24 protein-coding genes and 1 pseudogene are annotated in these 20,928 nt (G+C 67.5%); 6 read left to right on the top strand and 19 right to left on the bottom strand.

Going from position 1 to position 20,928, the window contains the following annotated elements; translation table 11 throughout:
* Window positions 1-2: 2 nt before the first annotated feature.
* From rplF to rplN, 6 genes and pseudogenes are all read right to left on the bottom strand, one after another.
* Window positions 3-545, bottom strand: a complete 543-nt coding sequence (gene rplF / locus ACQCX5_RS10875) for a 50S ribosomal protein L6 (RefSeq protein ID WP_434542049.1) — start codon at window positions 543-545, stop codon at window positions 3-5.
* Between the two features lie 24 nt (window positions 546-569).
* Window positions 570-977 (bottom strand): 30S ribosomal protein S8, encoded by a 408-nt coding sequence (gene rpsH, locus ACQCX5_RS10870; protein WP_434542048.1) that lies wholly within the window; start codon window positions 975-977, stop codon window positions 570-572.
* 170 nt (window positions 978-1,147) lie between these two features.
* Window positions 1,148-1,333: a type Z 30S ribosomal protein S14 gene (locus tag ACQCX5_RS10865; protein ID WP_434542047.1), complete on the bottom strand. Its 186-nt coding sequence runs from the start codon at window positions 1,331-1,333 to the stop codon at window positions 1,148-1,150.
* 14 nt (window positions 1,334-1,347) lie between these two features.
* A complete protein-coding gene (gene rplE, locus ACQCX5_RS10860) occupies window positions 1,348-2,013 on the bottom strand; it encodes a 50S ribosomal protein L5 (RefSeq protein ID WP_434542208.1) in 666 nt (221 codons plus the stop codon).
* A 77-nt stretch (window positions 2,014-2,090) separates the two neighbouring features.
* Window positions 2,091-2,459: pseudogene (gene rplX / locus ACQCX5_RS10855) on the bottom strand (50S ribosomal protein L24); the annotation flags it as partial.
* Between the two features lies 1 nt (window position 2,460).
* Window positions 2,461-2,829, bottom strand: coding sequence for a 50S ribosomal protein L14 (gene rplN, locus ACQCX5_RS10850; RefSeq protein WP_434542046.1), 369 nt, complete (start codon window positions 2,827-2,829; stop codon window positions 2,461-2,463).
* A 441-nt stretch (window positions 2,830-3,270) separates the two neighbouring features.
* On the opposite strand from rplN, the gene ACQCX5_RS10845 reads away from it, so the two are divergent.
* Window positions 3,271-4,560, top strand: coding sequence for an FG-GAP-like repeat-containing protein (locus ACQCX5_RS10845; protein ID WP_434542045.1), 1,290 nt, complete (start codon window positions 3,271-3,273; stop codon window positions 4,558-4,560).
* Between the two features lie 90 nt (window positions 4,561-4,650).
* Here ACQCX5_RS10845 and rpsQ read toward each other — a convergent pair whose 3' ends face one another.
* From rpsQ to ACQCX5_RS10785, 12 genes are all read right to left on the bottom strand, one after another.
* Window positions 4,651-4,944 carry a 30S ribosomal protein S17 gene (gene rpsQ / locus ACQCX5_RS10840; RefSeq protein WP_434542044.1) on the bottom strand — a complete coding sequence of 98 codons (294 nt, stop codon included), beginning with the start codon at window positions 4,942-4,944 and terminating at the stop codon, window positions 4,651-4,653.
* Between the two features lie 2 nt (window positions 4,945-4,946).
* Entirely contained in the window at window positions 4,947-5,171 is a 225-nt protein-coding gene (gene rpmC, locus ACQCX5_RS10835) for a 50S ribosomal protein L29 (protein ID WP_434542043.1), read from the bottom strand.
* The gene (gene rplP / locus ACQCX5_RS10830; RefSeq protein ID WP_434542042.1) at window positions 5,171-5,590 is read right to left on the bottom strand and encodes a 50S ribosomal protein L16; all 420 of its coding nucleotides are present in this window, start codon (window positions 5,588-5,590) and stop codon (window positions 5,171-5,173) included. The genes rpmC and rplP overlap by 1 nt, the downstream gene beginning before the upstream one ends.
* A gap of 3 nt (window positions 5,591-5,593) precedes the next feature.
* Window positions 5,594-6,406: a 30S ribosomal protein S3 gene (gene rpsC, locus ACQCX5_RS10825; protein WP_434542041.1), complete on the bottom strand. Its 813-nt coding sequence runs from the start codon at window positions 6,404-6,406 to the stop codon at window positions 5,594-5,596.
* A 2-nt stretch (window positions 6,407-6,408) separates the two neighbouring features.
* Entirely contained in the window at window positions 6,409-6,912 is a 504-nt protein-coding gene (gene rplV, locus ACQCX5_RS10820) for a 50S ribosomal protein L22 (protein WP_434542040.1), read from the bottom strand.
* Between the two features lie 25 nt (window positions 6,913-6,937).
* The gene (gene rpsS, locus ACQCX5_RS10815) at window positions 6,938-7,219 is read right to left on the bottom strand and encodes a 30S ribosomal protein S19 (RefSeq protein WP_434542039.1); all 282 of its coding nucleotides are present in this window, start codon (window positions 7,217-7,219) and stop codon (window positions 6,938-6,940) included.
* Between the two features lie 18 nt (window positions 7,220-7,237).
* Window positions 7,238-8,074 (bottom strand): 50S ribosomal protein L2, encoded by an 837-nt coding sequence (gene rplB, locus ACQCX5_RS10810; protein WP_434542038.1) that lies wholly within the window; start codon window positions 8,072-8,074, stop codon window positions 7,238-7,240.
* Between the two features lie 26 nt (window positions 8,075-8,100).
* Window positions 8,101-8,409 (bottom strand): 50S ribosomal protein L23, encoded by a 309-nt coding sequence (gene rplW / locus ACQCX5_RS10805; protein WP_434542037.1) that lies wholly within the window; start codon window positions 8,407-8,409, stop codon window positions 8,101-8,103.
* A complete protein-coding gene (rplD, locus tag ACQCX5_RS10800; RefSeq protein WP_434542036.1) occupies window positions 8,406-9,110 on the bottom strand; it encodes a 50S ribosomal protein L4 in 705 nt (234 codons plus the stop codon). Before rplD ends, rplW begins: the two co-directional genes overlap by 4 nt.
* Window positions 9,107-9,763, bottom strand: a complete 657-nt coding sequence (gene rplC / locus ACQCX5_RS10795; RefSeq protein WP_434542035.1) for a 50S ribosomal protein L3 — start codon at window positions 9,761-9,763, stop codon at window positions 9,107-9,109. Before rplC ends, rplD begins: the two co-directional genes overlap by 4 nt.
* A gap of 14 nt (window positions 9,764-9,777) precedes the next feature.
* Complete coding sequence (rpsJ, locus tag ACQCX5_RS10790; protein WP_259809982.1) at window positions 9,778-10,089, bottom strand: 30S ribosomal protein S10; 312 nt, start codon at window positions 10,087-10,089, stop codon at window positions 9,778-9,780.
* Window positions 10,090-10,415: 326 nt separating this feature from the next.
* Window positions 10,416-11,258, bottom strand: coding sequence for an SGNH/GDSL hydrolase family protein (locus ACQCX5_RS10785; RefSeq protein ID WP_434542034.1), 843 nt, complete (start codon window positions 11,256-11,258; stop codon window positions 10,416-10,418).
* Window positions 11,259-11,348: 90 nt separating this feature from the next.
* Between ACQCX5_RS10785 and ACQCX5_RS10780 the strand changes: the two genes are divergently transcribed.
* Genes ACQCX5_RS10780 through ACQCX5_RS10765 form a run of 4 tightly spaced genes read left to right on the top strand, consistent with a single transcriptional unit; the run spans window position 11,349 to window position 16,475 of the window.
* Window positions 11,349-13,226, top strand: coding sequence for a DUF294 nucleotidyltransferase-like domain-containing protein (locus ACQCX5_RS10780; RefSeq protein ID WP_434542033.1), 1,878 nt, complete (start codon window positions 11,349-11,351; stop codon window positions 13,224-13,226).
* A 15-nt stretch (window positions 13,227-13,241) separates the two neighbouring features.
* Window positions 13,242-13,943, top strand: a complete 702-nt coding sequence (locus tag ACQCX5_RS10775) for an exonuclease domain-containing protein (RefSeq protein WP_434542032.1) — start codon at window positions 13,242-13,244, stop codon at window positions 13,941-13,943.
* 54 nt (window positions 13,944-13,997) lie between these two features.
* Entirely contained in the window at window positions 13,998-15,686 is a 1,689-nt protein-coding gene (locus ACQCX5_RS10770; protein WP_434542031.1) for a glutamine--tRNA ligase/YqeY domain fusion protein, read from the top strand.
* Window positions 15,687-15,689: 3 nt separating this feature from the next.
* Window positions 15,690-16,475, top strand: a complete 786-nt coding sequence (locus ACQCX5_RS10765) for a siderophore-interacting protein (RefSeq protein WP_434542030.1) — start codon at window positions 15,690-15,692, stop codon at window positions 16,473-16,475.
* 27 nt (window positions 16,476-16,502) lie between these two features.
* On the opposite strand, the gene gltX is transcribed toward ACQCX5_RS10765, so the two are convergent.
* A complete protein-coding gene (gltX, locus tag ACQCX5_RS10760; protein WP_434542029.1) occupies window positions 16,503-17,987 on the bottom strand; it encodes a glutamate--tRNA ligase in 1,485 nt (494 codons plus the stop codon).
* A 56-nt stretch (window positions 17,988-18,043) separates the two neighbouring features.
* Here gltX and treY point away from each other — a divergent pair, with 56 nt between their 5' ends.
* Window positions 18,044-20,374 carry a malto-oligosyltrehalose synthase gene (treY, locus tag ACQCX5_RS10755; RefSeq protein ID WP_434542028.1) on the top strand — a complete coding sequence of 777 codons (2,331 nt, stop codon included), beginning with the start codon at window positions 18,044-18,046 and terminating at the stop codon, window positions 20,372-20,374.
* Window positions 20,375-20,928 lie beyond the last annotated feature (554 nt).

Below are 20,928 nucleotides of genomic sequence, written 5' to 3'. Positions count from 1 at the left end.
GGTCACTTACCTGCCTTTCCAACCTTGCGGCGAACGTGCTCGCCGGCGTACCGGACGCCCTTGCCCTTGTAGGGCTCGGGCTTGCGGAGCTTGCGGATGTTGGCAGCGACCTCGCCAACAGCCTGCTTGCTGATGCCCTGCACCGAGAACTTGGTGGGAGCCTCGACGACGAACGTGATGCCCTCGGGGGCGTCAATGATCACCGGGTGGCTGAAACCGAGAGCGAACTCGAGCTGGGTCGGGCCCTTCGAGATCACGCGGTAGCCGACGCCGACGATTTCGAGCTTCTTCTCGTAACCCTCGGTGACACCGGTCACCATGTTCGAGACCAGGGTGCGGGTCAGTCCGTGCAGCGACTTGCTGGTGCGCTCGTCGTCAGGACGGGCGACCTCAATCTGGCCCTCGTCGTTCTTGTTGATCGTGATCGGGGCGGGCACGACGTGGTTCAGCTGACCCTTGGGGCCCTTCACCGCGACGTTGTTGCCATCGATCGTCACCTCGACACCGGACGGGACGGTGATCGGGAGCCTGCCAATTCGTGACATGGGTGTTCCTCCTCTACCTTCTCGTCACCAGACGTAGGCGAGCACTTCGCCGCCGACGCTCTTCTCGTGGGCCTGACGGTCAGTCAGCAGGCCCTGCGAGGTGGAAATGATGGCAATGCCCAGGCCTCCGAGGACCTTGGGCAGGCCGGTCGACTTCGCGTACACGCGCAGACCCGGCTTGCTGATGCGACGCACACCGGCGATGGAACGCTGGCGGGTGTCGCCGTACTTGAGGGTGATGGTCAGCGTCTTGCCAACCTCGCCCTCCTGCGGCTCGACGATCTCGAAGTCCGCGATGTAGCCCTCGGACTTGAGGATTTCGGCGATGCCGACCTTGATCTTCGAGTGCGGCATGCTCGTCTGGTCGTGGTACGCCTGGTTGGCGTTGCGCAGACGCGTCAGCATGTCGGCAATGGGATCAGTCATTGTCATGGCTTGTTGCCTCTTTCTCGCAACGGTTTCACGTCCCGGTCCACCGGAAACGGACCCTTTGCGTCAGGGGTGTTGTGGCGTGGTGGCGTCCATGGTGGACGACGCCCGCGCCTGGCAGGCCCGGATGGGCCGGCCGGGGACGCCGGTGCTCGCGCACCGGCGCCAGGAAATCACCACGAAGACTTGGTGACGCCGGGCAGCTCGCCACGGTGGGCGAGGTCACGCAGGCACACGCGGCACAGACCGAACTTGCGGTAGACCGACTTCGGTCGTCCACACTTCTGGCAACGGGTGTAGGCGCGCACGCCGAACTTCGGCTTGCGGCTCTGCTTGACCTTGAGAGCAGTCTTGGCCATCGGTTCTCCTCAGCTCACTTCTTCTTCTTGGAGTAGAACGCCTTGCCACGCTTGGGCCCGGCCTTCTTCGGGTCGTCCTTTGCCTTGAACGGGAAGCCGAGGTGCGTCAGCAGCGCCTTGCCCTCTTCGTTCGTGTTGGCCGAGGTGACGAAGGTGATGTCCATGCCACGCACGCGGTCGATCTTGTCCTGGTCGATCTCGAGGAACATGACCTGCTCGTTGAGACCGAAGGTGTAGTTGCCGAGGCCGTCGAACTGGTTGCCGTTCAGACCGCGGAAGTCGCGGATGCGGGGCAGGGCCAGGGTCAGCAGGCGGTCGGCGAACTCCCACATGCGGTCGCCACGCAGCGTGACGTGGCAGCCGATGGGCTGGCCCTCACGCAGCTTGAACTGGGCGATCGACTTGCGTGCCTTGGTGACCTGCGGCTTCTGACCGGTGATGGCGGTCAGGTCGCGGATGGCACCATCGAGGATCTTCGAGTCGCGGGCAGCCTCGCCGACACCCATGTTCACGACGATCTTGGTCAGACCGGGGATCTGCATGGGGTTGGCGTACTTGAACTGCTCGTTCATCGCCGCGACGATCTCTTCGCGGTACTTCTTCTTCAGGCGGGGCAGCTCACGGGGAGCCCTGGTTGCCTGGGTCGCTTCGGCTTCGGTGGCCTGCGTGGTTTCAGTCACGTCGGTGCTCACTTGTCAGCCTCCTTCGCCTTGGTGTCGGCGGCCTTCTTGGTCTTGGCGGGGGCCTTCTCGGCCGCAGCCTCGTCCTTCTTCAGGTAACGCACCGAACGGGTGGTCGTGTAGGTCGAGCCGTCGGGACGGGTCTTGGTGACCTCTTCGCGCTTGTAACCGGCGCGGGTCACGACCTCTTTGCCGTCAACCTTGGTGACGAGCTGGACGTTCGACACGTGGATCGGGGCCTCGGAGCTGACGATGCCGCCCTTGACCTGCTGGCCGGCAGCGTTCGCGCTGTCGCGCAGGTGGCGCTTGACGATGTTGACGCCCTCGACGGTCACGCGCTGGCGCTCGATGTCGACCGCGATGATCTCGCCGACCTTGCCCTTGTCCGCTTCCTTGCCCGAGATGACCTTGACGCGGTCACCCTTCTTGACGTGCAGCGACTTCATGTCAGATCACCTCCGGGGCGAGCGAGATGATGCGCATGAACTTCTTCTCGCGCAGCTCGCGTGCAACGGGACCGAAGATACGGGTGCCACGGGGCTCACCGTCATTCTTGAGGATGACGGCAGCGTTCTCGTCGAACTTGATGTACGAGCCGTCGGGACGACGGTGCTCTTTGGTGGTGCGGACGATGACGGCCTTGACCACATCACCCTTCTTGACGTTGCCGCCGGGGATGGCGTCCTTGACGGAACACACGATCGTGTCACCGACCGACGCATAGCGGCGCCCGGTGCCACCGAGAACACGGATGCACAAGAGTTCCTTGGCACCAGTGTTGTCGGCCACCTTCAGGCGCGACTCCTGCTGGATCATTTCTTCTCCTTCACCCCGCCGGTTCCATCCCGCCCCGTGGGACGAGCGGCCTGGTGGGGCTTCGATTCCGGCCCGCTGGATTTTGCCAGCAGGCACCCGCGGCAGCGCACACCGGATCACCAGGGTGAAGGAGGTGGTTGACGACTGCGGGCGTTGATCACCGACGAAAGGTCCCCTCAGCACCAGCACGCGTGGAATACATGCGGGCACAACCCGAGGGCTCAGACTTCGGGCAACCTGCATAGCGTACCCCAGAGGTGCCATCGGCCCCAAACCGTGGTATCGGGGCGCCACAAGCGGCTGATCACGCCGGCCCGCGCCCCAGACCGGGGTCCATGAGAAGTCTCTCACCGGGGTTTCACGGCCGCCTCCCGCCCGCTGCCTAGCGTCAGCAGCACCCGGGCCCAGGCCCCGAACCGAAAGGTATCCCCAGTGAACACCATGAAGAAGCTCACCACCGTGGCCCTGGCCGGCGCGCTCGCCGCCGGCAGCCTGGTGGTCACCGCCCAGAACGCAGCCGCTGACGTCACCTGCCGCAGCACCCTGTCGGGCACCATCAGCCAGAACGTGATCGTGCCGGCCGGCGCCAGTTGCACGCTGACGAATGCCTACGTCGACGGCAATGTGCTGGCCCATGACAACTCGCGGGTGACGGTCAGCAACACCACCGTCAAGGGCAACATCCAGGCCGAGCGGCACGCGTCGGTCACCGTCAGCGGTGGCATGGTCGATGGCAGCATCCAGCTCACCAGCGGCGGCAGCGCGTCCGTGCAGGCCGTTCGCATCAATGGCGACCTGCAGTCGTTCAGCAACCGCGGCGCGCAGGACTTCACCCGCAACACCATCGACGGCAACCTGCAGTGCAAGTCCAACTCCCCCGCGCCAACCGGCTCGGGAAACATCGTGAAGGGCAACGCCGAAGACCAGTGCCGCAACCTGCAGCCGAAGGTCACGACGCCGAGCACGCCGGCGTCCGGGACGCGGGGCGACTTCACCGGTGACGGCGTTGCCGACCTGCTGGCGGTCGACACCTCGGGCTGGCTGCGGCTCTACCCCGGCACCCGCACCGGCACGGTCGCCGGCCACACCAGCGTCGGTGGCGGCTGGAACAACTTCAACTGGATAGGGCTGCTGCCTGATGCCAACGGTGACCGCCGCGACGACCTGCTGGCCCGCCACATCGACGGCACGCTGTACGTCTATTACGGTCAGGGCGGCGGCAAGTTCTCATCCGGCGTCAAGGTCGGACGCCACTGGAACGGGCTCGGCCTGATCTCGGTGGTGGGCGACATGAACGGTGACGGCACCCCCGAGATCGTCGGCGTGGACGCCGCCAAGAACCTGGTGCGCTACACCTTCACCACTGCCCGCGGCATGCACGGCGCTGCGGTGATCGGCAAGAACTGGGGTGCAGTCAACCACCTGATCGCCACCGGGTCGGTGAACGGGGACCGCCATGCCGACTTCGCCGGCGTCACCACCACCGGTGCGCTGTGGACCTATTACTCGAACTCGACTGGACGGGTGGTCTCACAGAAGCAGACCGGTCACGGCTGGAACGGCTTCACGCTGGCCTTCTCGCCCGGCGACTTCAACGGCGATGCCCGCAACGACCTGGTCGGCCGCAACGCCAATGGCCAGCTGTACAGCTACCTGCAGACCAATGGTGGCGGCTGGAACAGCGCGCGCCTGGTCGGCACGGGCTGGAACACGATCCGCCTGATGGCCTGACCCCCCCCCGGCCGCGCAGCACGACCCACATGCGAAACAGCCCGCCCCCCACCGGGGACGGGCTGTTCTGCATTCAGTGTGACCCTCAGGTCACTTGGCCTTCTCGACGATCTCGAGCAGGCGCCAGCGCTTGGTGGCCGACAGCGGACGGGTCTCCATCACGCGGACGCGGTCACCGATGCCGCACTCGTTGTTCTCGTCATGGGCCTTGATCTTCTTGGTCTGGCTCATGACCTTGCCGTACAGGGCGTGGGTGACACGCTCCTGGATCGCGACGGTGATGGTCTTGTCCATCTTGTCCGACACGACGATGCCCTCACGCACCTTGCGGGCTGCGCGCTCGGCGGTCTCGACGGACTCGTTCGAGGTGGTGTTCTCGCTCATGCTCACTCCTCAGGTTCCGACTCGATGCCCAGGTTGCGCTCCTGCAGCACGGTGTAGATGCGTGCGATGTCCTTGCGGACCTCGCGCAGCCGGCCGGGGTTGTCCAGCTGGCCGGTCGCGGACTGGAAGCGGAGCGAGAACAGCTCCTCCTTCAGTTCCTTGACCTTGGTGTTGAGTGCCTCACGGCTCAGACCACGCAGGTCTGCTGCTGAAAGCTTGGTTGCCATCAGATTTCACCCGCCTCACGCTTGATGAAACGCGCCTTGAAGGGCAGCTTGTGGATTGCCAGGCGCATGGCCTCGCGGGCCACTTCCTCCGGCACGCCGGACAGCTCGAACAGCACGCGTCCCGGCTTGATGTTGGCCACCCAGAACTCGGGCGAGCCCTTGCCGGAGCCCATTCGCGACTCGGCGGGGTGCTTGGTCAGGGGACGGTCCGGGTAGACCGTGATCCAGACCTTGCCGCCACGCTTGATGTGGCGGGTCATGGCGATACGGGCAGCCTCGATCTGGCGGTTCTTCAGGTAGCCGGACTCCAGGGCCTGGATGCCGTACTCACCGAAGGCCAGCTTGGTGCCACCCTTGGCCATGCCGTCACGCTTGGGGTGGTGCTGCTTGCGGTACTTCACTCGACGAGGAATCAGCATGGATCAGGCTCCTGCGTTCTCGGTGCTGGCGACAGCCTGGGTGTTGCCCTCGGCTGCCTCGGCGCGGCGGCGACCGCCACGCTCGGGACGATCCCCACGGCCTTCACCGCGACCCGGACGACGGGCCGGGCGCTGGCGTCCGGCGGGGGCAGACTGGCGGGCAGCCTTCTGGGCGGCGCGCTCAGCGCGGGTGCCCGACACCTCACCCTTGTAGATCCAGACCTTGACACCGATGCGACCGAAGGTGGTGCGGGCCTCGAAGAAGCCGTAGTCGATGTCGGCGCGCAGGGTGTGCAGGGGCACGCGGCCCTCGCGGTAACCCTCGGAGCGGCTCATCTCAGCGCCACCGAGACGACCGGAGCACTTGATGCGGATGCCCTGGGCACCTGCACGCATGGCCGTCTGCTGGGCCTTGCGCATCGCGCGACGGAAGGCCACGCGGGCGCCGAGCTGCTCGGCGATGCCCTGGGCGACCAGCTGTGCATCGATCTCGGGGTTCTTGACCTCGAGGATGTTCAGCTGGATCTGCTTGCCGGTGAGCTTCTCGAGCTCGCCGCGCACACGCTCAGCCTCGGCGCCGTTGCGGCCGATGACGATGCCCGGACGGGCAGCGTGCAGGAAAATGGTGACGCGCTCGCTGCGGCGCTCGATCTCGATCGAGCTGATGCCGGCGCGCTCCAGGGTCTTGGTCAGGTACTCCCGAATCTTCACGTCCTCACCCACGAACGCTGAGTACTGCTTGTCTGCGTACCAGCGGGTGGTGTGGTCAGTGGTCGTGCCGAGGCGGAAGCCTGTGGGGTGGATCTTCTGTCCCATGTTCAGTCCTCCTTCGTGCTCTCGGTGTCGGCCGCGGGAGCAGCCTTGGTGGCGTCGGTGTTCTTGGCTTCTGCCTTCTTCACGTCGGCCTTCTTCGACTTCTTGGCGACCGGGGCAGCGGCCTCACGGGGCTCGACGACCACAGTGATGTGGGCGGCGCGCTTGAGGATGCGGCTGGCCGAACCCTTGGCGCGGGGACGGATGCGACGCATGGTCACACCTTCGTCCACGTACGCCTGGGAGATGTACAGGTCGTCGGCGCGCAGGGCTTCGGTCTGCTCGGCATTCGCAGCGGCCGAAGCGACCACCTTGTACACCGGCTCCGAGGCGGCCTGCGGGGCGAACTTCAGGGCCACGAGGGCATCCTGGACGTCCATCCCGCGCACCAGGTCGACGACACGACGAACCTTGGTCGGGCTCATCCGGACGTGACGCGCGATCGCGTACGAGCCAGGACGATCCCCGAGCAGGGCAGCGCGACGGCTGGGCCGTTCTGAGTTGCTCATTCTTCTCGTTCCTTGTCTCGCTGGCTCAGCGCCGGCGGCTCTTCTTGTCGTCCTTCACGTGACCCTTGAACGTGCGGGTCGGCGCGAATTCACCGAGCTTGTGGCCGATCATGGCCTCGGTCACGAAGACCGGGACATGCTTGCGACCGTCGTGCACGCTGATGGTGTGACCGAGCATGTCGGGCACGATCATCGACCGGCGCGACCAGGTCTTGATCAGGTTCTTGGTGCCCTTTTCGTTCTGGGCCTCGACCTTCTTGGCGAGGTGCTCATCAACGAAGGGGCCCTTCTTCAGGCTGCGTGGCATTGTTCTTCAGGCTCCCTATCAGCGCTTCTTGCCGGACTTGCGACGACGGATGATGAGTCGGCTGCTCGCCTTGTTCTTGTCGCGAGTACGACCCTCGGGCTTGCCCCAGGGCGACACCGGGTGACGACCACCCGAGGTACGACCCTCGCCACCGCCGTGCGGGTGGTCGATCGGGTTCATGACCACACCACGCACGGTCGGGCGGATGCCCTTCCAGCGGCTGCGGCCGGCCTTGCCCCAGTTGATGTTCGACTGCTCGGCGTTGCCGACCGAGCCGATGGTGGCGCGGCAGCGCACGTCGACCATGCGCATTTCGCCCGAGGGCATGCGCAGGGTGGCGTACTTGCCCTCACGGGCGACCAGCTGGATCGAGACACCGGCCGAGCGGGCGAGCTTGGCGCCGCCGCCCGGGCGCAGCTCCACCGCGTGCACCGTGGTGCCGACGGGGATGTTGCGCAGCGCCAGGTTGTTGCCCGGCTTGATGTCAGCACCCTCACCGGCGACGACCTGTGCACCCTGGGTCAGGCCCTGGGGAGCGATGATGTAACGCTTCTCACCATCGAGGTAGTGCAGCAGCGCGATGCGGGCGGTGCGGTTGGGGTCGTACTCGATGTGAGCGACCTTGGCCGGAACGCCGTCCTTGTCGTAGCGCTTGAAGTCGATCAGGCGGTAGGCCTGCTTGTGGCCACCACCGATGTGACGGGTGGTGATGCGGCCGGTGTTGTTGCGACCACCGGTCTTGGGCTTCGAGACCAACAGCGACTTCTCGGGCGTCGTGCGGGTCACCTCGGCGAAGTCAGAGACGCTGGAGCCACGACGACCCGGGGTCGTCGGCTTGTACTTGCGGATAGCCATGAGTTCTCTTCAGTCCTTTCGCCCGGTCACTCAGCCGGGCCGGAGAAGATGTCGATCCGCTGGCCTTCGGCGACAGTCACGATCGCACGCTTGGTGTTGGCGCGCTGACCCAGGCCGTACTTGGTACGGCGAGCCTTGCCCTGGCGGTTGATGGTGTTGACGCTGAGAACCTTGACGTCGAAAACCTGCTCGACGGCAATCTTGATCTCGGTCTTGTTGGCGTCGGGGCTGACGATGAACGTGTACTTGTTCTCGTCGAGCAGCCCGTAGCTCTTCTCGCTGACCACGGGCGCGAGCAGGATGTCGCGCGGGTCCTTGATCTTGAAGTCGTTCACTTGGTGGCCTCCTCGTCGGCAGCAGCGGCCTCGGACTCAGTGGCGACGACCTTGACCGACTTGCCCTTGGCGGGGCCGGCGACGAAGGTGTCGAACGCTGCCTTGGTGAACAGCACCGAATCATTGACCAGGATGTCGTAGGCATTGAGCTGGTCGACCGACAGGGCGTGCACGGTCGGCACGTTGCGCAGGCTCAGCCAGGCGACGTCCTCGGTGCGGTCAAGCACGACGAGCAGCTTGCTGATGTCGCCGATGTGCGCCAGCGAGGCAAGTGCCGCCTTGGTCGACGGGGTCTCTCCAGCGACGATGCTCTCAATCACGAAGACCTGGCCGTCGCGTGCGCGGTCGGACAGGGCGCCCCGGATGGCACCGGCGATCATCTTCTTGTTGGTGCGCTGCGAGTAGTCGCGGGGCTGCGGCCCGTGGACGACGCCACCGCCTGCCCACTGCGGGGCGCGGCGCGAACCCTGGCGGGCGCGACCGGTGCCCTTCTGGCGCCACGGCTTGATGCCACCACCGCGGACGTCGCCGCGGGTCTTGGTGGAATGCGTGCCCTGGCGGGCAGCGGCCTGCTGGGCCACCACAACCTGGTGGATCAGCGGGACATTGGTCTGGACATCGAACAGCTCGGCGGGGAGCTCGGCCTGACCGGCCTTTTTGCCCTCGGTCGAGAGGATGTCAACGTTGCGCGACTCGCTCATGCCACATCACCCTTCTTGGCCGCGCTCCGGACGACGACCAGCGAGCCCTTGGGGCCCGGGATGGCGCCGCGGACCAGAATCAGGCCACGTTCTGCGTCGACCGCGTGGATCGACAGGTTCTGGACGGTCTTCTTCGCCACACCCATGCGACCGGCCATGCGCAGACCCTTGAACACGCGTCCGGGGGTCGAGCAGCCACCGATCGAACCGGGGGCGCGGTGCTTGCGGTGCACACCGTGACCGGCCGACAGACCACGGAAGCCGTGGCGCTTCATGACACCGGCGGTGCCCTTGCCCTTGGTCACACCAGTCACGTCGACGACCTCGTCACTCGCGAAGGTCTCAGCGGTGATCTCCTGGCCCAGGGTGTACTCGCTGGCGTCGCTGGTGCGCAGCTCGACGAGGTTCTTGCGGGGGGTCACGTCGGCGGCGGTGAACAGGCCGGCGTACGGCTTGGTCACCTGCTTCGCCTTGATGGCGCCGAAGCCGAGCTGCACGGCGTTGTAGCCGTCCTTCTCGGGGGTGCGGACCTGGGTCACGACACACGGGCCGGCTTGGATCACGGTCACGGGCACGACCTTGTTGTCGGCGTCCCAGAGCTGCGTCATGCCGAGCTTGGTGCCCAGGATGCCCTTTGCCTTGCGTTCAGTCATTGTGTTCACCAACCTCACGGAAGCTTGATCTCGATGTCGACACCAGCCGGCAGGTCGAGACGCATCAGCGAGTCGACCGTCTTCGGCGTGGGGTCAAGGATGTCGATCAGCCGCTTGTGCGTGCGCATCTCGAAGTGCTCGCGGCTGTCCTTGTACTTGTGGGGCGAACGGATCACGACGAACACGTTCTTCTCGGTCGGCAACGGCACGGGGCCGGCGACCTTGGCCCCGGTGCGGGTCACCGTGTCGACGATCTTGCGCGCCGACGAGTCGATGACCTCGTGGTCATAGGCCCGGAGCCTGATGCGGATCTTTTGTCCCGCCACAGTAGTTCCTTCTCTCGTCCCTGCTACTGACCGGTTTTCCGGCTCTCGCTTCCGGCTCACGCCGGTTGTCCCTCTCCGACCCACGCGGTCGGGTGTGTCGCATTATTGGCGGGGCGCACGACATCCAACAGCTGTTCGGATGTCCATCCCCCACGCCGGTGACACACCATGCGCGCCAGGCGGGCCCGGACGCCTGGACCCAGCCCCCTGTCGGGTTCCGTTTCCGGCACGCACAAGCCACCCCTGCTCGGAGCAACTTGAAGATTCTGTCATGACCCGGCCCCGGTTTCCAAATCGAGGGGGTGACCCGCATCGGCGCGGACGAGTCAGGCGCCGACCACCCGCACCCACTCGCGCGCCATCAGGGCAGCAGCCGATGTCGTGGGGTGGATCCCGTCGTGGAGCCACTCCCCCGCTGGCGCCAGCTCACAGGCCAGGTCGAGCACTGACTGGAACCCGACGAAGGCCAGGCCACGCGCCAGCGCGATGTCGGCCGCGGCCTGCCGGTAGCCGGCGAAGTCGTGCTGCCACGACTCCTTCACCGGTCCCGCGACCAGTAGGAACGGCTCGCACATGACGATCCGCACGCCCGGCAGTGCCTCGAGTGTCGACGCGACCAGGGCGTCCACCTCTCGGTGGTACTTCTCGGGCGAACCCTTGTAGCCGAGCACCCGGTGCCGGTTCCAGTAGTCGTTGACGCCGATGAGCAGCGAGACCACGTCGGGCGCCAGCGCCACCGTGTCGCGCTGCCACCGGGCCGCGAGGTCGGCCACCGTGTTGCCACTGATGCCGCGGTTGAAGAATTCCAGCCCCTGCGTGGGCCGGGCCACCAGGCATGAGCTCGCCGCCAGCCACGCGTAACCGGCACCCAGCGATGCCCGGGTGTTGGGGCCGTCATCGACCCGGCTGCGGTTCACGTCGGTGATCGAATCGCCCTGGAACAACACGCGCGCACCATGGGCCAGTCCCGTCGGGCGTGCGGTCGGCGTGGACGTGGGATTGGGCGTCGTCGAGGTGGGCCCGGTCGATGGCCCGCTCGTCCGGCTGGACGACGTCACCGCATTCTGGGCACTCGCGTGGCCCGCCACCTGCCATGACACGCCCGCACCGACGGCCATCAACGCAGCCGCACCGGTCGCGAGACCGAGCTGTCGACGCGAGACGGGCATGGTGGACCTCCGGGTTGCAGGCTGTGGACGCCCACATCGTACGTGAACCCCGCACGCGAACCGAAGGCCACCTTGGATAGGCTCACAGTCATGGACATCGAGGTCCGTGAGGTTCGTGACTTCCTCGGCACCCACGCCCCCTGGCAGGGTCTCGCCGCGGCGCAGCTCGACGCGCTCGCCCCGCACCTGGCGCTGCGCTACTACCGCCGCGGCACCACGTTGTATTCGGTGGGTGAGCCCAACAACACCGTCTATGTGTTGCGCTCGGGTGCGGTCGACCTGCTGGGGGCCGATGAACGGCTGGTCGAACGCGTCGAACCCGGCGGCATGTTCGGGGTCTCGTCGGTGCTGAACCGCACCAGCTCGCCCCTGCGGGTGGTCGCCATCGAGGACTCACTGGTGATCACCGTGCCGGGCAGCCAGTTCGTCACCCTGGCCGGCGCCGATGAGGAATTTGCCGCGTTCTTCCAGGCCACCAGCGACATGCGGCTGCGCCGGGCCGTTGGGCGCACCCGCGAATCACGCACCGGCCAGATCGCGCTGGGCCGCACCGTCGGGTCGCTGCTGGCCCGCGGACCCCTGCAGGCCCCGAGCACCACCAGCATCGCCGAAGCCGCACAGTTGATGACCGAGCACAGGGTCTCGGCGCTGCTGCTCGTCGACGCCGGCCACCTCGTTGGCATCGTCACCGACCGCGACCTGCGCTCGAAGGTGGTGGCCGCCGGTCACGACACCTCGGCACCCGTGGCCGAGGTGATGACCCCCCACCCGATCACCATCAGCCCGGACGCCCGCGTGTTCGAGGTGCTGCTCGAGATGACCTCGCGGGCGATCCACCACCTTCCGGTCGTCGACCACGGCCGGCTGCTGGGGCTGGTCAGCAGCGGTGATGTCATGCGCCTCGACCGTGCCCACCCCATCTACATCGCCGGTGACATCAACCGGCAGGCCGATGCCGAAGGGGTGGCCAGGGTCTGCCAGCGCATCCCGCGACTGGTCGCCGAACATATCGAGACCGATGCCTCGGCCGCCGAGATCTCGCGACTGCTCTCGACCATCAGCGATGCCGCCACCCGTCGGCTGATCAAGCTCGCCATTGACGAGTTCGGCCCCGCCCCCACCGTCGACGGCGCCCCGGTCGCGTGGGCGTGGGTGGCGCTCGGGTCGGTGGCCCGCCACGAGGCCCGGCTGGGCTCCGACCAGGACCACGCGATTATCCTCGATGATGCCGCCACAGCACTCGGCCCGGACGACCTCGCGTGGTTCACCCGTGTCGCCGCGCGGGTCGTCCACGGTCTCGAGGCGGCCGGCTACCCGCCCTGCCACGGAGAGGTGATGGCGACCAATTGGTGCTTCACCGCAACGCAATGGCGGGCAAAGTTCAGCCACTGGTTGAACACCCCTGACTCGATGGAAGTCATGCACGGCCAGATCTTCTTCGACGCCCGCGCAGTGTACGGCGAGGCGCAACTGGTCGACGACCTGCTCTCGTGGCTCGCCACCCAGGCCCCGGGCGCCACCCGGTTCCTGGCCCACCTGGCCTCGCACGCCGTGGCGTGGGAGCCGCCGCTCGGCTTCTTCAAGGGCTTCGTGCTCGAACGCGGCGGCGACCACGCCAACACCCTCGACCTCAAGGCCGCCAGCCACGCCATCATCCAGCTGGCGCGCGTGCATGCCCTGTCGGCAGGTTCACCCGAGGTCACCACCGAGGCCCGCCTGCAGGTGGCCGTCGACGCCGGCAAACTCGACGCCCGGCTGGCCTCGGCGCTGGTCGACGCCGCCGAATTCATCCAGCACCTGCGGTTGGCCCACCAGGCCGAGGCTCTGCTCACCGGCCACGAACCCGACAACCACCTCGCGCCGCAGACGCTGAACACCCTCGACCAGCGCACCCTCAAAGAGGCGTTCGTCGTCATCGAGCGGGCACACAGGAGCCTCGCGTACGCCCACCGCACGCACCTGATCTGAGCGGTGGTGGCAGCGATGAAGTTCACCGATGCGCTACCGAACTCGCCGACCCGGCGCCGGCGAAGGGCGCTGGCCGCGGCCCCGCCGGGGGCGCTGCACGACTTCCTCGCCGTCGACCCGCCGACGCCCGACACCCCCGTCGACGAGCTGGGGTTGCTCGCCATCGACCTCGAGACCACCGGCTTCGACCCGGCGACCGACCTGATCCTGTCGGTCGGTTTCGTGCCCGTCGACGGACGGCGCATCACCCTCGGCGGTGCCCGGCGCATCCTCGTCGCCCAGCCGGACACGGGCGCCGGCGTGGGCGAGTCCGCCACGATCCACGGGTTGACCGACGACCAGGTCGCCACCGAGGGCCTGCCGCTGGCCGAGGTGCTCGACCTCACCCTGGCCGCCATGCAGGGACGAGCATTACTGGCGCATTATTCAAACCTCGAAACCGGGTTCCTCACGGCCGCCTGCCGGCTCGTCCACGGGGTCGAACCGCCATGGGTCGACGTGGACACCCTCGACATCGCCTACCGGCTGTGGACAGCGGCCCACTACGACGAACCGCCGCGGCAGTCGCTGCGGTTGTGGGCGGCGCGGGCACGGTTCGGGCTGCCGACCTACAAGGCCCACGACGCGCTGACCGATGCGTTGGCCTGTGCCGAGTTGTACCTGGCGCTGGTCGAGGAGCCCCATGCCGGGGCCACCCTGCGTGATCTGCAGCGATGACCTGCCAGCGCAGTCCGGATGATCGGCGCGGGGCAGCCCGATAGACTCCCGCGCATGACCAAGCCCGCAGGTGCCTCTGACTTCATCCGCGACATCGTCGAACGCGACAACGCCGAGCGCACCTACGCCGGACGAGTGCAGACCCGGTTCCCACCCGAACCCAACGGCTACCTGCACATCGGGCATGCCAAGGCGATCATCCAGGACTTCGAGACGGCCCTGGCCTTTGGTGGGGTCTGCAATGTGCGCTTTGACGACACCAACCCCGACACCGAAGAGACCGAGTACGTCGAGGCGATCATCGACGACATCGAGTGGCTGGGCTACCACCCCGACAACGTGTTCTATGCCTCGGACTATTTCGAGGAGCTGTACAACTGGGCCGTCGACCTGGTGCACCGAGGGCTGGCCTATGTCGACGAGCAGGATGCCGAGACGATCTCGGCGCAGCGCGGTGGCTTCGGCAAGCCGGGCATTGAGAGCCCGTACCGTGATCGTCCGGTGGCCGAGAGCCTGGAGGTGTTCGCCCGCATGCGCGCCGGCGAACTCGACGAGGGCGCGGCCTGCCTGCGCGCGAAGATCGACATGCAGAACGACAACATGTGGCTGCGTGACCCGGTGCTCTACCGCATTCGCCACGGGCACCACCACCGCACCCACGACGCGTGGACGATCTATCCCACCTATGACTGGGCGCATGGGCAAAGCGATGCCATCGAGGGCGTCACCCACTCGCTGTGCACGCTCGAGTTCGACGTGCACCGCCCCCTGTACGACTGGTGCCTCGACCAGCTGCCGTTGCCGGGTGACCGACCCAAGCAGATCGAGTTCGCCCGCCTGGAGTTCACCCACATCGTCACCTCGAAGCGGCGGCTGAAGAAGCTGGTCGAAGACGGTGTGGTCGACGGCTGGGACGACGCCCGCATGCCCACCCTGCAGGGCCTCAAGCGCCGCGGCTACCCGGCCTCGGCCATCCGCACCTTCTGCACCGAGATCGGCACCGCCCGCACCAATTCGCGCCATGCCATCGAGGCCCTCGAAGCCATCGTGCGCCGCGAACTCAACCAGACCGCGCAGCGCCGCATGGCCGTGCTGAAGCCGCTGAAGCTCGTGCTGACCAACTGGCCCACCGATGAGGCCGGCCAGCCGGTCGTCGAGCATTTCGAGGTCACCAACAACCCCGAGAACCCTGACGACGGCACCCGCACCGTCGCGTTCAGCGGTGAACTGGTCATCGAGGCCGACGACTTCGCCGAGGTGCCCCCGCCGAAGTTCTTCAGGCTCTCGCCCGGCAAGGAGGTGCGCCTGCGCGGCGCCTACCTGGTCACCGCCACCGACGTCGTCAAGGACACCGACGGCACCATCGTCCAGGTCAACGCCACCTATGACCCGGCCACCCGCGGCGGCGACGCCCCCGACGGCCGCAAGGTGAAGTCGACGATGCACTGGGTCTCGCTGGCCCATTCCGTGCCGCTGACCGCCGCCCTGTACGACCGGCTGTTCACCGCCGAGGTGCCTGGTGCCGCCACCGGCGAACCTTTGGACGACCTGAACCCGAACTCGCGTGAGCTGCTCGAGGGCGCGCTGGGCGAGGCAGCGCTGGGCGAGACCGCCCCCGGCCAGGTGGTGCAGTTCGAGCGGCTCGGCTACTTCGCCAAGGATGCCGACGTGGACGGCCTCTACCACCGCACCGTCGGCCTCAAGGATGAGTGGGCGGCCATCCAGAAGCGTCAGGGCAACTGAGCCATGGCCAACCAGCGCACCCCGAAGCCCGTGGTCGAGCTCACCGTTTCCTCACGCGAAACACTGTCGTCCGAGCTGGTGCGGCTGTGGCTTGCCCACGAGCGCTTCGAGCCGAGCGAACACACCGACTCCTACGTCAAGCTGCTCTTTGATGATCATGGTCCGCTGGCTGCTCCCCCGGCCGATGACGGTCCCCGCGCGATGACCCGCACCTATACCGTGCGCGCCCACGACGCCGTGGCCAACGAGTTGGCGCTCGACTTCGTCGTGCACGGCGACGAGGGGCTCGCAGCGCCGTGGGCCGTGCACTGCCAGCCCGGTGACCGGGTGCTCGCCTACGGGCCCGGTGGGGCCTGGTCGCCAGCCGAGGACGCCGATTTCCACCTGTTCGTGGGCGACGCCTCAGCGCTGCCCGCGATTGCTGCCGGCCTCGAGCGACTGCAGTACATCGACTCGCGTGCCCGCGGGCTGGCACTCATCGAGGTGCACCACGAGGGCGTGAATGACCTCGTGCCACCCGCCGGTGTCGAGGTGCGCTGGGTCGTCCGCGGCGACGAGCCGTACCGCGAAGAGCGGCTCGCCGACGAGGTCGCCGCGCTCGACTGGACGACGCTTGGCGACGTGAGCGTGTTCGCCCACGGCGAGCGCGGCGCCATGAAGGCACTGCGCAGGTTGTTCACCCAGCTGCAGGTGCCCCGCGAGCGGTTGTCACTGTCGGGCTACTGGGCGCTCGGGCGGGTCGAGGACGAGTTCCAGGCCGAGAAGCGCACCGAGGTGGGGAAGGTCTGAGGGGCGGGGGCCTCAGAGGGCCAGGCCTCAGAGGCGCACTGCCAGCCGGCGCAACCGGGCCAGGCTCGAGTCGCGGCCCAGGATCTGCATCGACTCGAACAGCGGCGGTGAGACTTTCTTGCCGCTGATCGCCACCCGCACGGGAGCGAAGGCGAACTTGGGCTTCAGCCCCATGCCATCGACCAGCGCCTCGCGCAGCGTCGCCTGGATGGTCTCGTGGCCCCACTCCCCCACGGCCTCCAGCGCCGAGATGGCCGCGGCCAGCACCTGCCCCGCGTCGTCCTTCAGCGAGGCCAGTGCGTCGTCCTCGATGCCCAGTTCGTCGTCGGGCGTGGTCAGGAATTCCAGCGCGGGCACCGCATCGCCGAGCAGTGTCATGCGTTCCTGCACCAGCGGCACGGCCTGGCGCAGCAACTCGCGGCGCGCGCCGTCGACCTCGGTCCAGCGGCCGGTGCGCAGTTCGTGCTCAATGATGCGTTCGGTGAGTTCGTCGACCGACAGGTTGCGCAGGTAGACCCCGTTGAGCCAGTCGAGCTTCTTGACGTCGAAGATCGGGCCCACGGTGTTGATGCGCGACCAGTCGAAGTCGGCGATGAACTCGTCGAAGGCCACGACCTCACGCTCGCTGCCGTCGTCCTCGAGCTTCGGCGGATAGGCCAGCAACTGCAGGAAGTTGCGCAGCGCCTCGGGCAGGTAGCCCTGCTCGCGGAACCACATCAGCCGCGCGGCGGGGTTCTTGCGCTTGCTGATCTTGGACTTGTCGACATTGCGCAGCAGCGGCATGTGCGCGAACTGCGGCATGGCGAAGCCCAGCCACTTGTAGAGCTGCACATGCTTGGGGGTCGAGCTGATCCATTCCTCGCCGCGGACGACGGTGGTGATGCCCATCAGATGGTCATCGACGACGACCGCGAGGTGATAGGTCGGGAACCCGTCTGCCTTGAGGATGACCTGGTCATCGGGGCGCGGGGCCGTGACCCGTCCACGAATGATGTCGTCGAACGTGAGGTCGATGGCGTCGGGCACCCGCATGCGCACGACGGGGTTCTCGGTGAAGCCCGGCAGCGCGGCGCGCTCGTCACGGGTGTTGCCCACGCAGAGCCGGTCGTAGCCGGTGACCGACTGCTTGCTGGCCTGCTGCTGCGCGCGCAGTTCGGCGAGGCGCTCGGTCGAGCACCAGCAGTAATAGGCGTGGCCGTCGGCGATCAGCTGGTCGACGTAGGGACGGTAGGTGCCGAGCCGTTCGGACTGGCGGTAGGGGCCGTGGTCGCCACCGACATCTGGGCCCTCGTCGTAGGCCAGGCCCAGCCACTTCAGCGAGTCGAAGATCTGCTGCTCACTGCCCTCGACCAGTCGCGCGCGGTCGGTGTCCTCGATGCGCAGCACGAACTGGCCACCGGTCTTGCGGGCCCAGGCGACGTCGAACAGCGCCATGTAGGCGGTGCCGACATGGGGGTCCCCGGTGGGACTGGGGGCGACTCGGGTGCGGGCGGGAATGGGTGCATCAGACATGGTGGGCCCAGCCTATCGGGATTGCCCGACGTGGCCCGCTCTGTAGGCTCGGCTGCGTGACCAGAGCGCTGCCGACGTCCACCTACCGCTACCAGATCAGCCCGCGATTCACCTTGTTCGACGCTGCTGCCGACCTGCCGCGCATCGTCGCCCTGGGTGTGGACGCGGCCTACCTGTCGCCGGTGTTGACCGCGACGGCCGGTTCGGACCACGGCTATGACTGGGTCGACTGCCGCGCCGTCGACCCGCAGCGTGGCGGCGAAGAGGGCTGGGCGGCGTTCATCGACGCCGCCCGGGCGTTGGGGCTGAAGGTGGTGCTCGACATCGTGCCCAACCACTGCGGCATCGCTGCACCGGAACAGAACCCGTTCTGGTGGAGCGTGCTGCGTGAGGGCCGCGATTCCGAGTACGCGCACTGGTTCGACATCGACTGGACCCGGGGACCGATCCTGATCCCGAAGCTGGGCGCTGATGGCGACCTGTCGGGGTTGCGGCTGAGCGACGACAGCACCGAGCTCGTGCACCACGGGCTGCGGCTGCCGGTGGCCCCGGGCACCGCGTCGCCGGGTGATGACCCGGTCGAGGTGGCCGCCCGGCAGCACTACCGGCTGGGGGCATGGCCGCTGGCTGCCACTGAGCTGAACTACCGCCGGTTCTTCACGGTCGACACGCTCGCGGGGCTGCGCATCGAGGACGAGTCGGTCTTCGAGGCGACCCACGCGCGCATCTTTCGCATGGTGGACGAGGGCCAGTTGCAGGGCATCCGGGTGGACCACCCCGACGGCCTGGCCGACCCCGGCGAGTACTTCCGCCGCCTGCGGGCCCGGGTCGGCGACGACATGTGGCTGCTGGCTGAAAAGATCCTGGGCGAGGGTGAACCGATGCCCGACTGGCCCATCGACGGCACGACCGGCTACGACGCGATCGCCGAGCTCACCCCGCTGTTCACCGACCCGGCCAGCGAGGCGGTGCTCACCGAGGGGTATGTGGCGCTCACGGGGGACGGCCTGGACGCGGCGGCCCACGTCGAGCGCGGCAAGCGTGACCAGGCCACGGGGGCGTTCGGGTCGGAGATCTCGCGCATCATCCGTGAGCTGCCGGCTGGGCTCAGCGAGGCCGCCGCCGACGACCCGGTGGCCGACAACCGGCTGCAGCAGGCGCTCATCGAGCTGGCGATCAACGTGCCGGCGTACCGCAGTTATGTGCCCTCGGAGCCGGGGGCCCTCGAGGTGGCCCTGGCCAACACGCGCCGGGGCGTCCCGGGGGTTGCTGCGGGACTCGACCAGCTGGCGCCGGTGCTGCACGACGGCGCCGAGCCTGCGGCGCGGCGTTTCGAGCAGTTGACGGGCGCGCTGATGGCCAAGGGGCTCGAGGACACGGCCTGGTACCGCTATGCGCGCTGGATCGGCGCCAACGAGGTCGGCGGCAACCCGGCGCGCGTCGCGTGCAGCCTCGATGAGTTCCATGCGGCGATGGCACGGCGCCAGGCCCAACTGCCGCAGTCGATGACCACGCTGTCGACCCACGACACCAAACGCGGCGAAGACGTGCGGGCGGCCCTGGAGTCGTTGACCGAGCTGCCGGATGAACTGCAGAAGTGGTCGTTGGCATTCCAGAGCGCGACTGGATTGGCCGACCGGCCCTTCGCCCATCTGCTTGCGCAGACATTGGCGGCGGTCGGCCCCGTGGACCCCGAGCGGATGCACGCCTATGCAACCAAGGCGATGCGTGAGGCAGCCACGAGCACCAGTTGGGCCTCGCCCGATGAAGAGTTCGAGTCGTCGGTGCATGCCGCGATCGACCTGGCCTACGCCGATGAGTCGCTCAACCGCGACTGGGTGTCGCTGTTGATCCAGCATGCGCCGGGCACGATCTCGAACATGTTGTCGCAGAAGCTGGTGCAGCTGACGATGCCCGGTATCCCGGACGTCTACCAGGGCACCGAGATCACCGATGACTCGCTCGTGGATCCCGACAACCGGCGGTTGCCCGACCAGGCCCGGCTGGCGGCTGCGGCGCAGCGGCTGGTGCCCGCCCCGGCGAGCACCCGGCTCGGTGAGAGTGGACCGTTCGACTCGGCCAAGCACTGGGTGGTCAAGAATGCGCTGACCACGCGACGGGAACGGCCCGAACTGTTCACCAGCTATCGTCCGATCGTGTTGGATGGGCCATTGCGCGAACACCTGGTCGCCTTTGACCGGGGCGGGGCCATCACACTGGCCACCCGGATGCCGCACGGCCTGCTGCGGGCCGGACGGTGGGGCGACGCGAGCCTGACCCTGGACGGCGCCTGGACGAACGTGCTGGGCGAGAACACCATCAGTGGCGGCGTGGCCCTGGCTGACATGTTCGAGAAGATGCCGGTGGCGCTGCTCGTGCGGGATTGAGGGGGGCTGGGCGACGGTGCCCAGCAATCCTGAACGTGGGGCAACCGGCCTCGTCCACGCCCGGACGAGCACCTCGACACCCTTGCGCACACGACGACACCTGCGGACGGGTGTCAACGTGCACACAAGGGTGTCAGCGTGCTTGCAGGGGCCGGACGGGGGACGGGGTGGGGCCCTGCAGACCACCGAACCTGCACACGTGACGCGGGGGCCACGAATGCGGCTGGTTCCGGCTGAACGGGCTGCGGACGAGGCACTGGTGCCACTTGCACATGTTGGGGCGGCCCACCAGGCGCTTGACGGCCCTGCGGGCGCGGCGGCCTGCCTCGTCCACGCCCGGACGAGCACCTCGACACCCTTGCGCACACGACGACACCTGCAGACGGGTGTCAACGTGCACACAAGGGTGTCAGCGTGCTTGCAAGGGCCGGACGGGGTACGGGGGCCCTGCACACCACCGAAACCTGCACAACTGACACCCGTGCCACGAATGCGGCTGGTTCCGGCCGAACCCCCTGCGGACGAGGCACTGGCGCCACTTGTACAAGATCCGA

The sequence above is a fragment of the Aestuariimicrobium sp. G57 genome (assembly GCF_050110855.1).
Classification (GTDB): domain Bacteria; phylum Actinomycetota; class Actinomycetes; order Propionibacteriales; family Propionibacteriaceae; genus Aestuariimicrobium.
This window is presented reverse-complemented; position numbering and strand designations above follow the sequence as displayed.